This window comes from Bradyrhizobium sp. Rc2d (assembly GCF_900099855.1).
GTDB lineage: Bacteria > Pseudomonadota > Alphaproteobacteria > Rhizobiales > Xanthobacteraceae > Bradyrhizobium.
In genome coordinates, this window is record NZ_FNCU01000016.1 from 101,781 (window position 1) to 115,141 (window position 13,361).

The 13,361-nt window shown below is 63.3% G+C and carries 16 protein-coding genes; 9 read left to right on the forward strand and 7 right to left on the reverse strand.

Annotated features, from left to right (window positions below; all coding sequences use genetic code 11):
* Positions 1 to 228: 228 nt before the first annotated feature.
* The 5 genes from BLV07_RS20810 to BLV07_RS20830 all read left to right on the forward strand — a co-directional run bounded on the left by BLV07_RS20810 (position 229) and on the right by BLV07_RS20830 (position 3,540).
* Complete coding sequence (locus tag BLV07_RS20810) at positions 229 to 996, forward strand: acyltransferase (RefSeq protein WP_091889013.1); 768 nt, start codon at positions 229 to 231, stop codon at positions 994 to 996.
* Positions 997 to 1,194: 198 nt separating this feature from the next.
* Positions 1,195 to 1,812, forward strand: a complete 618-nt coding sequence (gene rpsD / locus BLV07_RS20815) for a 30S ribosomal protein S4 (RefSeq protein ID WP_018647416.1) — start codon at positions 1,195 to 1,197, stop codon at positions 1,810 to 1,812.
* 115 nt (positions 1,813 to 1,927) lie between these two features.
* Positions 1,928 to 2,155: a hypothetical protein gene (locus BLV07_RS20820; protein WP_091889015.1), complete on the forward strand. Its 228-nt coding sequence runs from the start codon at positions 1,928 to 1,930 to the stop codon at positions 2,153 to 2,155.
* Between the two features lie 53 nt (positions 2,156 to 2,208).
* Positions 2,209 to 2,436, forward strand: coding sequence for a type II toxin-antitoxin system RelE/ParE family toxin (locus tag BLV07_RS20825; RefSeq protein ID WP_349525246.1), 228 nt, complete (start codon positions 2,209 to 2,211; stop codon positions 2,434 to 2,436).
* Positions 2,437 to 2,472: 36 nt separating this feature from the next.
* Positions 2,473 to 3,540, forward strand: a complete 1,068-nt coding sequence (locus BLV07_RS20830; protein ID WP_091889017.1) for a threonine aldolase family protein — start codon at positions 2,473 to 2,475, stop codon at positions 3,538 to 3,540.
* 32 nt (positions 3,541 to 3,572) lie between these two features.
* Here the strand turns inward: BLV07_RS20830 and BLV07_RS20835 are convergent, their stop codons facing one another.
* From BLV07_RS20835 to grxD, 4 genes are read right to left on the reverse strand one after another with little or no spacing between them, the layout of a single operon-like run.
* Positions 3,573 to 4,832 carry a serine hydrolase domain-containing protein gene (locus BLV07_RS20835; protein WP_176945660.1) on the reverse strand — a complete coding sequence of 420 codons (1,260 nt, stop codon included), beginning with the start codon at positions 4,830 to 4,832 and terminating at the stop codon, positions 3,573 to 3,575.
* Between the two features lies 1 nt (position 4,833).
* Positions 4,834 to 6,120, reverse strand: a complete 1,287-nt coding sequence (locus BLV07_RS20840) for a serine hydrolase domain-containing protein (protein WP_176945661.1) — start codon at positions 6,118 to 6,120, stop codon at positions 4,834 to 4,836.
* Between the two features lie 46 nt (positions 6,121 to 6,166).
* Positions 6,167 to 6,718 carry an O-acetyl-ADP-ribose deacetylase gene (locus BLV07_RS20845; protein WP_091889023.1) on the reverse strand — a complete coding sequence of 184 codons (552 nt, stop codon included), beginning with the start codon at positions 6,716 to 6,718 and terminating at the stop codon, positions 6,167 to 6,169.
* Positions 6,719 to 6,721: 3 nt separating this feature from the next.
* The gene (gene grxD, locus BLV07_RS20850) at positions 6,722 to 7,048 is read right to left on the reverse strand and encodes a Grx4 family monothiol glutaredoxin (RefSeq protein WP_061883061.1); all 327 of its coding nucleotides are present in this window, start codon (positions 7,046 to 7,048) and stop codon (positions 6,722 to 6,724) included.
* A gap of 250 nt (positions 7,049 to 7,298) precedes the next feature.
* Here grxD and egtB point away from each other — a divergent pair, with 250 nt between their 5' ends.
* Positions 7,299 to 8,597: an ergothioneine biosynthesis protein EgtB gene (egtB, locus tag BLV07_RS20855; RefSeq protein ID WP_176945669.1), complete on the forward strand. Its 1,299-nt coding sequence runs from the start codon at positions 7,299 to 7,301 to the stop codon at positions 8,595 to 8,597.
* 48 nt (positions 8,598 to 8,645) lie between these two features.
* Entirely contained in the window at positions 8,646 to 9,617 is a 972-nt protein-coding gene (gene egtD / locus BLV07_RS20860; RefSeq protein ID WP_165405444.1) for an L-histidine N(alpha)-methyltransferase, read from the forward strand.
* A gap of 10 nt (positions 9,618 to 9,627) precedes the next feature.
* Here egtD and BLV07_RS20865 read toward each other — a convergent pair whose 3' ends face one another.
* Together BLV07_RS20865 and BLV07_RS20870 are read right to left on the reverse strand one after the other, a co-directional pair.
* The gene (locus tag BLV07_RS20865; RefSeq protein ID WP_091889029.1) at positions 9,628 to 10,809 is read right to left on the reverse strand and encodes a low temperature requirement protein A; all 1,182 of its coding nucleotides are present in this window, start codon (positions 10,807 to 10,809) and stop codon (positions 9,628 to 9,630) included.
* A 39-nt stretch (positions 10,810 to 10,848) separates the two neighbouring features.
* Positions 10,849 to 11,094 (reverse strand): BolA family protein, encoded by a 246-nt coding sequence (locus BLV07_RS20870; RefSeq protein WP_091889031.1) that lies wholly within the window; start codon positions 11,092 to 11,094, stop codon positions 10,849 to 10,851.
* Positions 11,095 to 11,268: 174 nt separating this feature from the next.
* Here BLV07_RS20870 and BLV07_RS20875 point away from each other — a divergent pair, with 174 nt between their 5' ends.
* Positions 11,269 to 11,628 carry a DUF427 domain-containing protein gene (locus BLV07_RS20875; RefSeq protein WP_091889032.1) on the forward strand — a complete coding sequence of 120 codons (360 nt, stop codon included), beginning with the start codon at positions 11,269 to 11,271 and terminating at the stop codon, positions 11,626 to 11,628.
* Between the two features lie 182 nt (positions 11,629 to 11,810).
* Here the strand turns inward: BLV07_RS20875 and BLV07_RS20880 are convergent, their stop codons facing one another.
* Positions 11,811 to 11,984: a DUF1328 domain-containing protein gene (locus tag BLV07_RS20880; protein ID WP_007612121.1), complete on the reverse strand. Its 174-nt coding sequence runs from the start codon at positions 11,982 to 11,984 to the stop codon at positions 11,811 to 11,813.
* Positions 11,985 to 12,158: 174 nt separating this feature from the next.
* Between BLV07_RS20880 and BLV07_RS20885 the strand changes: the two genes are divergently transcribed.
* A complete protein-coding gene (locus BLV07_RS20885) occupies positions 12,159 to 13,349 on the forward strand; it encodes an acyltransferase family protein (RefSeq protein ID WP_091889034.1) in 1,191 nt (396 codons plus the stop codon).
* The last annotated feature ends 12 nt before the right edge of the window (positions 13,350 to 13,361 follow it).

A 13,361-nucleotide genomic window follows, 5' to 3' on the forward strand; every position in this document is an offset into this window, starting at 1 on the left:
TTCCTACCGGGTCCCGGCAGGTGCCCGTGCACGACGCCAAAATATATGGCGGCAAGTCATTGAAACTACTAAGAATTTACGTTGTCGACAACTCCAAACCGCTGGCCTCGCCGGCGCCCCTCATGCGACGAACCGACCGAGCCCAAGCGGGTTGGTTCGTGCTAGATCACGCGGGGAGCAGATGACCTGCTCGCTGCACATATTTTAATCTGCGGGAACCGGAGACCAATGCGCGGGACGCCCAAGACCATCTCGCTGCGGCGCCGCCTGATTTGCGACCTCATGCGCGCCTCGATGGGCGTGCCCTTCGTCTCGCTCTCCCGTTCGCTCGATATCCGCCCCCTGCTCGAATCCCGCGCCGGCGCGATGGCGCCTGCCGGCTGGGCGGCGATGTTCGTCAAGGCCTTCGCCCTGGTCGCCAAGGACGAGCCGATCCTGCGGACCGTCTACGCCAAATGGCCCTGGCCATCGCTCTACGAGCTGCCGAAGAGCGTGGCGCTGGTGGCAATCGCCCGGATCGAGGACGGCGAGGAATGCGTGATGCCGCAGCGGATTTCGGCCCCGGAAGCCCTGCCATTGGGCCAGATCGACGCCGAGATCCGACGCGCCAAGACGGCGCCGGTCGAGGACGTCCCGATGTTCCGCAAGATCATGCGGGCGACCCGCCTGCCCCTGCCGTTGCGGCGCCTGTCCTGGGCGGTGGGGCTGAATTTCGGCCGGCAGCGCGGCAACTGGTTCGGCAGCTTCGCGGTGAGCTCGGTGGCCGCCTATGGCGGCGGCGAGCTCCACCCCATCACGCCGGGCCCCTTCGTCATCAGCTATGGGGTGGTCGAGGCGGACCAGACCATCCATGTCGTGATCCGCTGGGACCACCGGGTGACGGATGCCGCCCCGATCGCCCGGGTCCTGACCCGGCTGGAACAGGTCCTGAACACTGAAATCGCTGCCGAATTGCGGGCGGCCGGGTCAAAGCCGATCCGCGCGATCAGGACCTGATTCCAGGGCATTCGCATTGACAGCGAGCCCCAAACTCCCCTAAAAGCCGCCTGCTCGCGGGCCGATTTCGGCCCGCGAAGCGTTTCGCGACCCGTGGTCCTGTCCCTTAAGCTTTGGGGATCGGACCTGTCGGTGCCGGGCCTAGCCCGTCACACAGGAGGGCGCGTTTCCTCAAACCATGCAACCGAAGAGGACGCGATGACTAAGCGTAGTGAGGCGAAGTACAAGATCGATCGCCGTATGGGCCAGAACATCTGGGGCCGCCCGAAGAGCCCCGTGAACCGCAGGGAATACGGCCCCGGCCAGCACGGCCAGCGCCGCAAGGGCAAGCTCTCCGATTTCGGCGTGCAGCTCCGCGCCAAGCAGAAGCTGAAGGGCTACTACGCCAACATCAGCGAGCGTCAGTTCCACGGCATCTACGTGGAAGCCAGCCGCCTCAAGGGTGACACCGGCGAGAACCTGATCGGCCTGCTCGAGCGCCGTCTCGACGCGGTCGTGTACCGCGCCAAGTTCGTCTCCACAATCTTCGCCGCGCGCCAGTTCATCAACCACGGCCACATCAAGGTGAACGGCCGCAAGGTCAACATCTCGAGCTACCAGCTCAAGGTCGGCGACGTGATCGAGGTCAAGGAAGCTTCCAAGCAGCTCGCTCACGTGCTCGAAGCCAGCCAGCTCCCCGAGCGCGATGTTCCCGACTATCTCGAAGTCGACCATGGCAAGATGACCGCAAAGTACGCGCGCATCCCCGGCCTCTCCGACGTGCCGTTCCCGGTGCAGATGGAGCCGCATCTAGTCGTCGAATTCTATTCGCGCTGATCGTTTCGGCAGATCGACGTTCAAAGGCCCCGGTTTCCGGGGCCTTTTTCGTTTCAGGCCGCCACTCCCCTGTCTCATCCCATCCGTGCTATGCTTACACGTAGCGGAGTTGACCATGACGCGTCTTCTGGAAGAGGCCTTTAGCAAGGTTTCCGGCCTGCCCGATTCAGAGCAGGATGAGTTGGCGCGAGCGCTGCTTGAACTCGCCGGAGTCGATCAGCCTCCGATCCAGCTGACGGCGGCGGAAGAGGCGGATCTCGCCGAGGCCGAAGCCGAAATCGCCCGCGGTGAGCTGGCTAGCGCCGATGAAGTTCGCGCGATGTGGGCCAAGCACGGGCTGTGAAGGTCCGCTACACGAAGCGGGCGCTTGCCTAGATCGACGTAGCCCTGACCTATATCGAAGCGCGCTCGTCCCAAGGAGCAGGCCACGTCCGCGACCGCATTGTCGCGCTTATCGCGCTGCTCCAGGACCATCCTTATGCAGGGCGGCAGACCACTCGTGCATACGTCCGCCGCTTGCCAGTCAACCCTTATCCTTATCTGATCGATTATCGTGTGACCGAGACAGAAATCGTTATTATGCGGTTTCGTCATGCCGCCCGGCGTCCACCTAGAATTCGCTGACCGCGAGTGAATGCCAATCCCTCAGGGAGCAAGTTGATGCTCTACACCCCTCCCCCCCTCGACCCCAAGGCGCCGCCGGTGCGCATCAATCTGCTCTCGGACACGCAGACGAAGCCGACGGCCGCGATGCGCGAGGCGATGGCGCGGGCGGAGGTCGGCGACGAGCAGGTCGGCGACGATCCGACCGTGAATGCGCTGTGCGAGCGCGTGGCCGATCTGCTCGGCAAGGAAGCCGCGGTGTACATGCCCTCTGGCACGATGTGCAACGTCACCGCGACGCTGGTGCATTGCCGTCCCGGCGACGAGATCCTCGCGCACGAGACCGCGCACATCATCGCCCGCGAAGGCGGCGCGCATGCGGCGATCGGCGGCTTCCAGGTCACGCAGCTGAAGGGCGCCGACGGCCAGTTCACGCCCGACACGTTGCGCAGGGCGCTGCATCCGCGCACGCGCTACCAGCCGCCGCAGACCGTCGTCAGCGTAGAGCAGACCGCCAATATTGGCGGCGGCACGATCTGGAAGAAGGCGGCACTGGACGAGATCGTCGCGATCGCCAAGCAGCACGGCCTCATCACCCACATGGACGGCGCGCGCCTGCTCAACGCCACCGTGGCAAGCGGAATCTCGCCGCGCGACATGACCGCCGGATGGGATTCGGCCTGGATCGACTTCTCCAAGGGCCTCGGGGCGCCGATCGGCGGCGTGCTTGCAGGCTCACGCGCCTTCATCGACGCGGTATGGCAATGGAAGCAGCGCCTCGGCGGCTCGATGCGGCAGGCCGGCATCTGCGCCGCGGCCTGCATCTACGCCCTCGACCATCACGTCGAGCGCCTTGCCGACGACCACGCCAATGCGCGCGCGCTCGCCCGCGGGCTGTTGCAGATCTCTGGCATCGAGGTGCAGGAGCCCGAGACCAATTTGGTGTTCTTCAAGCCCGACGGCGCCGGCGTTGCCGGCGACAAGATGGTCGCAGCGCTGCGCCAGCGCGGCGTGACGCTTGCGATGATGGACGGCCGCATCCGCGCCTGCACCCATCTCGACGTCAATGCGAGCCAGATCGAGGAGACGATCGGATACGTCAGGGAGATCGTGCGCGGGGCGTAAGTCAGGTAGCCCGAGCGGCGTAATGGTCGAGCTCACCGCCCCATCGCCTGATAGATCAGCGTCTTCAGCGCCAGCTGGATCCGGCCGCGCTGTGAGGGGGTCTGCACCATGAAGATCCCGAACAGATCGTCTTCGGGATCGATGAAGAAGAACGTGCCGCCGACGCCGTCCCAGCGATACTCGCCAAGCGGCCACGCCGTACCCGACGGCACCGCGGTGCGTACGGCAAAGCCGAGGCCGAAGCCGGAGCTGTCGCCCGGGTAATAGTTCTGGTCGCGCGCGATCTTCGTCTCAGCTCCGATGTGATCGGATGCCATCAGCGCGATAGTCTCGGGCTTGAGATAACGCCGTCCCTCGTAGATGCCGCCATTCAGCAGCATCTGCGCAAAACGGGCGTAGTCGCCGATCGTGCCGACCATGCCGCCGCCGCCCGATTCCCACTTCGACGGCCGCCTGATGTCGCGAACCGGCGTGGTCGGGTTGATGTTGCGATCCTCCGGCATCGGCTCGGCAACGCGCTGGAATTTGGCGGGATCGGCAACGAAGAACGCGGTCTCGGTCATGCCGAGCGGATCGAGCAGCCGCTCCTTCTCGAACTGGAGCAGCGTCTTGCCGGAAGCGACCTCGACGACGCGGCCGAGCACGTCGGTGGAAAAGCCGTAATCCCACGCGGTGCCCGGCTGCTCGACCAGCGGCAGCGTGGTGATCTTCGCGACGAAGTCGGCATTGCTGAGATTGCTTTGAAACAGATTGGCCTCGGCATAGAGCTCGCGCACCAAGCCGCCACCATGATAGCCATACGGCAGACCCGAGGTGTGGCGCAGCAGGTCCTTGATCGTGACGGGACGATTCTGCGCTTCCAGCGCCAGCACGACCTTGTCGTCCTCCGCCTTCGTCTCAACCCCGACCTTCATGCCTGCGAAGGCCGGAATGTATTTCGAAACCGGATCGTCGAGCGAAAGCTTGCCCTCCTCGACCAGCATCATCGCCATGACCGAGGTGATCGGCTTCGACATCGAATAGAGGCGGAAGATCGTGTCCGCGCTCATCGAGATCTCGGTCGCGACGTCACGGACGCCGAAATTCTCATAGTAGACCGGCTTGCCATGCTGCTGGAGCAGCAGGATGGCGCCGGGAATCTTGCCGGTGGCGATCTCGTTCCGGATGTAGTCGGAGATCTTTGCGAGGCCTTCAGGCGAGAATTTGTGCGCGGCGCGCTCGGAGCCCGCACGCGCACCGACCACTCCAAACAGAACAACGAGCGCCGCGATCACCGCGCGGCGCCCGCGCACATCACTTCTCCATGGCTTCATAGACCAACTGCTTCAATGTCCGTTGCACCCGCTGGCGCTCGGTAGGAGTCTGCTCCAGGAGGACGAAGAACATGTCCTGCTTGGGGTCGATCACGAAATAGCAGCCGGAGGCGCCATCCCACTTCAATTCGCCGAGATCGCCGGGTGGCGGCGGCTTGGCATTGCCGGGATCGGTGCGGACTGCAAGGCCGAGGCCGAAGCCAAAACCGTCACCGGGGAAGTAGAAATAGTCGCGGTCGACGCCCGATTTCGGGCCGACCTGATCGGTCACCATCAGCTTGAATGTCTCGGGCTTGAGGATGGTCTTGCCGTTGAGGCTGCCGCCGTTGAGCAGCATCTGCGCAAAGCGCTCATAGTCGGCCATGGTCGTCACCATGCCGCCGCTGGCGAATTGGATTTTCTTGACGGTGGTCGGATCGTTGATCCGGCCGACCCGGAAATCGCTGTCGTTCGGCACCGGCTGCGCCAGGAGCTTTTGCTTCTCGGGGGCCGTAACGAAGAAGCCGGTATCGACCATGCCGAGCGGGTCGAGCAGCTTTTCCCGCATGATGTCGATCAGCGGCTTGCCGGCCGCAATCTCCATCACACGCGCCAGCACGTCGGTGGAATGGCCATATTGCCAGAGCGCACCCGGCTGGTTGTGCAGCGGCAGTTTTGCGATCCGCTCGGCGAACTCGGCAAGGTCGAAATCGCCAGCATAGATATTGGCCTCGCGATAGGCTTTGCGCACCAGGCTGTCGCCATAGAACCCATAGGTGATGCCCGAGGTGTGGCGCATCAGGTCGAGCACGGTCATCGGCCGGTTGGGCGGCACCAGTTCGAGCGACTTGCTGCCGTCCTCCGCCTTCTTCTCGACGCCGACCTTCACATTGGCAAACGACGGGATGTATTTCGAGACGGGATCATCTAACTTGATCTTGCCATCCTCGATCAATCGCATCGCGACCACCGAGGTGATCGCCTTGGTCATCGAGAACAGGCGGAAGATCGTCTTGTCGGTGATCGGCGCCTTGCTGACCATGTCCTGCACGCCGAAGGCTTCGTGGTAAACCGGCTTGCCGTGCTGCTTGATCAGCACGGTGGCGCCGGCGATCTTGCCGGTGGCGACCTCGTTCTTGAAGAACTCGCTGACCTTCGCGAGCTTGTCCTGGTTGAAATGCGCGCCGGCCGGAATCTCGTAGGTGCCCTCCGCGTGCGCGGACGACATCGCACCAAGCGACACCAGCGTGCCGCAGACCAGCGCACGCAGTCCAGACTGTGAAATCATACCCCCTCCCCGGAACATGGTCCGGCGGAGTGTACTGACCGCGTCGTCACGCACAAGGGCTGCCGTACCGCGCCAACACGTCCATGTGAAGGGCCGCGCTTCGCTCCGAGAAACAACAGAATATGACACGGCTGACCGAGGGCGCGGCCGGCAGCGTGTCGATGGTCGTATGAACCGCAATCTTCGCGGCCTGGCCGGCCGGAAAACGATAAACGCCAGTGGAGATCGCGGAGAAGGCCAGCGAGGTCAGCCCATTGGCCTGACAGAGCTCGAGCGCGCGACGATAGCACGAGCGCAGCGCCTCCGCCTCGCCGCGGCTGCCGCCATGCCAGACGGGGCCGACGGCATGGATCACATGGCGCGCAGGCAGAAGATAACCCTTGGTGATCTTGGCATCGCCGGTCGGGCATCCTCCGAGCGTCCGGCACTCGGCGAGAAGCTCGGGACCGGCAGCGTCGTGGATCGCCCCATCGACGCCGCCCCCGCCAAGGAGAGACGAATTTGCGGCGTTGACGATGGCGTCAACGCCGAGCGTGGTAATGTCGGCAACGATGACCTCGAGCTCGGCGCCACTGACCCGGCGCGTCAGCTGGGTCATGCATCAAGCCGCAACGACGACGCCCTTCTCGGAGAAGAGCTGCTGCAATTCGCCGGCCTGGAACATCTCGCGGACGATGTCGCAGCCACCGACGAACTCGCCCTTCACATAGAGCTGCGGGATGGTCGGCCAGTTCGAATATTCCTTGATGCCGTTGCGCAGCTCGGCGGATTCCAGGACGTTGAGGCCCTTATAGCCGACGCCAATATGGTCGAGGATCTGGACGACCTGGCCGGAGAACCCGCACTGCGGAAATTGCGGCGTGCCCTTCATGAACAGAACCACGTCGTTCGACTTCACTTCGTTGGCGATGAATTCCTCGATGCTCATTTCCATGTCCTTCCGGGGCGGAGCCCCCACCAATTGTCTCGGGCCGGCTCAGCCGATCTAACCCGACATCTGCCCATATATGTAGCCCAAACCGTTGTGCATCCAAAGTAAAATGGCGGCGAAGGGCCCTCGTCCTGGACTTGGGCGGCCGGTCTGAGCCCCGCCGGTCCATAGGCTGATGACATCAATATCATCGCCGGAGAGGACTTTCATACCGTAACGGAGCCCCTATCTAGGACGAACCTTGGTTTTGGAACCGGGTAGCGCCAACAACGTTCTCTTGTCCTGTCTGGAGAAAAACGTGACGAAACAAGCCTCAGCTACGGCCGCCGCCCTGCTTTCGTCACCGTCCTCCGACCCGGGCAAGCTCGCCCAGCGGCTGGGAGACGCGTTTCTCACCGTCCGCAACGAGACCGAACGCAGGGCGGTGCCACTCTCACCCGAGGACCAGCAGATCCAGTCCATGCCGGATGCGAGCCCGATCAAATGGCACCGGGCGCATACCACCTGGTTCTGGGAGCAATTCCTGCTCGGCGAGCACTGTCCGGGCTACCAGCCCTTCCACCCCGATTTCGCATTCCTGTTCAATTCCTATTACGTCAGCGCCGGCCCACGTCATGCCCGGCATCGCCGCGGCGACATCACCCGTCCCAGCGCCGACCAGGTCGGCGCCTATCGCAGATATGTCGATGCGGCCGTCGTCAAATTCTTCCGCGAAGCCGGCGCGGCCAAGCTGCGCGAGATCGCGCCGCTGGTCGAGGTCGGGCTCAATCACGAGCAGCAGCATCAGGAATTGATGTTCACCGACATCCTGCACGCCTTCGCACAGAATCCGGTCTCCCCGGCCTATGATCCGGACTGGCGCTTCCCGGCTGCGACCCGTGCCGGCGAGGAATGGCTGTCTCTGAACGAAGGCATCCACACCGTCGGCCATGTCGACGACAGCTTCCATTTCGACAACGAGAAGCCGGCGCATCGCGCCCTCGTTGGCCCGGTCAAGATCGCCCATCATCTCGTCACCAACGGTGAATGGCTCGCCTTCATGCGCGAGGGCGGCTACCGGACCGCAACGCTGTGGCTGATGGACGGCTTTGCCACGGTGAGCAACGAGGGCTGGGAGGCGCCGGGCCACTGGCGCGAGGTCGATGGCGCGTGGCACATGATGACGCTTGCCGGCCTCAAGCCGATCGATCCGAATGCGCCGGTCTGTCACGTCAGCTATTACGAGGCGGACGCGTTCGCCCGCTGGACTGGAAAACACCTGCCGACCGAGATGGAATGGGAGGTCGCGGCGCGCACCGGCCAGCTCAACGATGCCTTCGGCATCGTCTGGCAATGGACCCGCTCTTCGTACGCGCCGTATCCCGGCTACCGCGCCGTCGAAGGCGCGCTCGGCGAATACAACGGCAAATTCATGGTCAACCAGCTGGTGCTGCGCGGCTCCTCGCTTGCAACCCCTGAAGGCCACAGCCGTATCACCTATCGCAACTTCTTCTATCCGCACCACCGCTGGCAGTTCACGGGGCTGCGGCTCGCCGACTACGACTAAACATTCCGACGACAAATGCGCGCCGGACAGCGCGTTCAGGAGAGTATCATGAATGTGCACGCCAGCGCTTTGGCCGAAGCCCATCTCCCCGACGAGCAGACGACTGCCTTCGCCCGGGAGGCGATCGAGGACCTCTCGCAGCAGCCGAAAAAGCTGTCGCCGAAATATTTCTACGATGCGACGGGGTCAGAGCTGTTCGAGGCGATCACGCGCCTGCCGGAATATTATCCGACGCGCACTGAGCTTGCGATCCTGAGGGAGCGCGGCAGCGACATCGCGAAGATCATCCCGGAGCATGCGGCGCTGGTCGAGTTCGGCGCCGGCGCGACCACCAAGGTTCGCCTGCTGCTGGGCCATTGCAAGTTCGCGGCCTATGTGCCCGTCGACATCTCCGGCGACTTCTTGAAGGCGCAGGCGAACGGCCTGAAGCGGGACTTCCCGACGCTCGGCATCTATCCGGTCGCCGCCGACTTCACCACGCCGTTCGAACTGCCCAGGGCGGTCGCATCCATGCCCAAGGTCGGATTCTTCCCGGGCTCGACCATCGGCAATTTCGAGCCGCAGGAAGCCCAGGCGTTTCTGAAGAGCGCGCGCAAGATCCTTGGCCGCGGCGCGCAGATGATCATCGGCGCCGATCTCGAGAAGGATGAGCGGGTACTGCACGACGCCTACAACGATGCCGCCGGCGTCACCGCGCGCTTCAATCTCAATGTGCTGGTGCGCATCAACCGCGAGCTCGGCGGCAATTTCGACCTCTCCGCCTTCACCCATCGTGCGATCTACAACCGCGAGCGGCACCGGATCGAGATGCACCTGATCAGCAGGAGGAGCCAGACTGTGCGTCTGCTCGGCACCAGCTTCTCGTTCCGCCCGGGCGAGAGCATCCACACCGAGAACAGCTACAAATACAGCATCGAGCGTTTCGCATCACTGGCACAGGGCGCGGGCTGGCGTGTGCGCGAAAGCTGGACCGACGCGGCCAAGATGTTCTCCGTGCATGCGCTGGAGGTGGCGGAGTAGGCCTCCGCGCCTACTCCTCGGTTGCCGCCCCCAGCGACACCGACTCCCACACTGCCACGACGATCATGATCACCGTTGTTGCGACCGAAAGCCAGAGCGGCGATAGCTCCGACGCGAACCAGCTCAGCACCAGCAGCAGGATGATGCCGATGCCGTGGGAGAGCTGGAGGAAGCCGCGGATGGCGTGCTTGAACAGGATGGTGCCGACCAGGAACACCAGCGGACCGCCGATCGTGCTCACGATGGTGCGCAGGTCGGAATGGCCGGCGGGATGCTTCAGCACCAGCTCGTCCGAGACCGCAGTCAGGATGATGCCGGCGACGATCGGCATGTGCAGATAGGTGTAGGCGAGCCGCGCCAGCCGGCCGGATTCGGTGGACTTCGAGATGCGCTCGGAGCCGGCCTCAGCCCCTTTGTGGAAATAGACCCACCACATCGCGATGGCGCCGACCAGCGCCGAGACGAAGGCGAGGATGTTGTCCGCGGTCCACGTCAGCTCGGCAAAAGTGGCACCGTTGACGACGATGGCCTCGCCGAGCGCGATGATGACGAACAGAGAGCAGCGCTCGGCCATGTGCGCGCCTTCGACGGCCCAGGCCTCGACCGACGAGAAGCCCAGCTTCGGGACCCAGAAGCGCGCCGCCGGGGAGATGTACTCCCAGGTCACCGCCGCGATCCACAGCCATAGCCGCGTATCACCCTCGGACAGGCCGCCAGCGATCCACAACACCGCGGAGATCGAGAGCCAGGTCAGGATGCGAATCGCATTGTGCCGCACCGCGGTGCGGTGATGCGGGGTCGCGAACAGCCAGAACGCGGTACGCCCCACCTGCATGGTCGCATAGGCGATCGCAAACCACAGGCCCCGCCCCTCGAAGGCGGTCGGAATCGTCGTCGACAGCACGAGGCCGCCCAGCATCATCGCGAAAAGCAAGATGCGGACCGGCGTCAGCTCGGGATTGAGCCAATTGGTGACCCAGGCGGTGTAGACCCACACCCACCATACCGCGAGAAACAGCACCGCGACATGCACCGCGCCGAGCGGCGTAAAATGGTGCAGCAGAGTGTGCGAGACTTGTGTGACGGCAAAGACGAAGACGAGGTCGAAGAACAGCTCGGCATTGGTGACACGGCTGTGCTGGTTCGGACCGATGACGCGAAACATCGCGCCGCGCGGGTTCTCCGCCGCCATCTTCGTGCCCCGTCGCGCTTGGATCAGGTGCCCGTCAGATCAAGCGCCCGGCCCGCCGGGTACCCCGGTTTGCAGCGCCAGCGCATGCAGCACGCCGCCCATCTGGCCGCGCAGGGACTGATAGACGATCTGGTGCTGCTGGACGCGGGATTTGCCGCGGAAGGATTCAGAGATCACAGTCGCAGCATAGTGGTCGCCATCGCCGGCGAGGTCTCGGATGGTCACTTCGGCATCGGGGATTGCTGCCTTGATCATCGCCTCGATATCGTGGGCGTCCATGGGCATTCTGGTCTCGCTCCTTCTGGTCTCGAATCGCTTGCCGGGGTCCCCTCACCGGCACGGCCAAACTTAGCGTGAACGGCCTTCACCGTCACGCACTCAGGCACTATATCCCTGATCCCAACAGGAAGGCACGACAAAGTGCCGCGCGCGGCAGGTTGATCGAAAAGGCGTGACATCATGAAGCTTCCAGGGCCCGACCACCCCATCACCATCACCCAAAATCCCCGGCGCGTCCGCGTCACGGCCGGCGACATCGTGATCGCCGAGACCAGCAAAGCGCTGACCTTGAAGGAGGCCAAATATCCGGCGGTGCAATATGTGCCGCGGGAGGACACCAATATGGCCCTGCTCGAGCGAACCGACCGCGTCACCCATTGTCCGTACAAGGGCGACGCGAACTATTACAGCGTCAAAGCCGACGGCAAGACGCTGGACAACGCGATCTGGACCTACGAGACGCCCTTCCCCGCGATGACGGAGATTTCCGGCCATCTTGCCTTCTATCCGGACAAGGTGAAGATCGAGGAAGTGGGGTAACGTCATGGCCGGGCATAGCCGTCCGAAGGACGGCGTCGCTTCCGCTCGCCTTTGTCCCGGCCATCCACTTTCTTAGCTTCGGGCATAGAAGACGTGGATGCCCGGGCCTTTGCCTCGCCGAAGCGGCTTCGGCCGCGCTGGCGGGTCCGGGCATGACGAGTGTAAGCGTGGAAGCTGCGCAGCTACGCCCTGAAGATCGTGAGCCCCAGGATCAGCAGCACCAGGAAGATCACGACGAAAACGTAGAACAGGAAGCGGGCGATATCGGCGGAGGCGGCCGAAATGCCGGTGAAGCCGAGTACACCGGCCACGATCGAAACGAGTAAGAAGATCAGCGCCCACTTCAGGATCGTCATCGCCAGCTCCGAATTGGTGCCGCCCCTCGCGGCCTCACGCCCTTTTCGCGAACCCTAACTTCGTCACGCGGAACTGGTTCCTAAGGGTCCGGGACTGAAGAGCGACCCAAACGGCCCTTGCTGAATCAGGTTCCCGGCGGCACAGTCCAGCCGGGGCGGGAGCGCGGGGCAATCATGATGACGATGTCACATTCGGCGACGATCGGCGCAGAGGCACACGCCGCACCCAAGGCCAAGACGCGCAATTTGTCGCTCGATCGTGCCCGTACCTTCCTGACGCTGGTGGTGCTGCTGCACCATGCCGTCATCCCCTATACTTACTTCGGTCATACCGACCCGAAATTCTTCTTCGGCTTTGACATGATCGTGCTCGCCACCGACAGCTTCTTCATGGCGATGTTCTTCTTCCTGTCGGGCTTGTTTGCGTGGTCGGGCATCTCCCGCAAGGGACCGCTGAACTATTTGGCAGATCGCCTGCTTCGGCTTGGCCTGCCGTTCGTGATCTGCGCATTCACGATCATTCCGCTCGCCTATTACGCCATCTCGCTCAGACACCATCCCGAGATCGGCTTTTCGGAATATTGGTGGAATATGGTCACGAAGGGCCCGTGGCCAAGCGGGCCGATCTGGTTCCTTTGGGTCCTGCTCGGATTCGACGTGGTCGCCTGCATATTGCATCGGCTGTCACCCACCCTGCTCGATCCGATCAACCGCCTCTCGCTGCACGGTCGCCGTCGGCCCGCCGTGTTCTTCGCGGTCATGCTTGCCGTCACCGCAGCGTTCTATGTTCCCGGGCTGATGTATTATGGACCAGGCAACTGGTTCGAGTTCGGGCCGTTCTCGGTGCAGCACGGGCGCGTGATGCTCTATGCGAGCTACTTCTTTTTCGGTGCCGGCATTGGCGTCGCGAATATGGATCGCGGCCTGCTCGCGGCAGACGGCCGGATGGCGAAGGTCAGCTGGGACTGGATGGTCTTGACGATCGTTCCGTATTGCCTGCTCTGGGGACTGATCTTCATCAAGCGCGAAATATTGGGAAATCCGTCGCCGCTGCCGAACTGGTATGAGGGGCTCTATGCCATCTGCTTCGCTGTCTTCAGCGTGGCCATCATGTTTCTAATCCTCGCCTTTTTCCAGAGGTTCAGACAATCAGGCTCAGCCAAGCTACTCGATCCGATGCAGTCGGACGCCTACGGCATGTTTTTGGTGCACTACCCGATCGCGCTTTGGCTGCAATATTGGCTGTTTGAATATGACCTGCCAGCGATCGTCAAGGCGACGATCGGCTTCGTGCTGACAGTCGCGTTCAGTTGGGCGCTAACGCGCGCCTTGCGCCAGATCCCCGGGGCAACGAAGGTGCTGTGACCCAGTAGATGG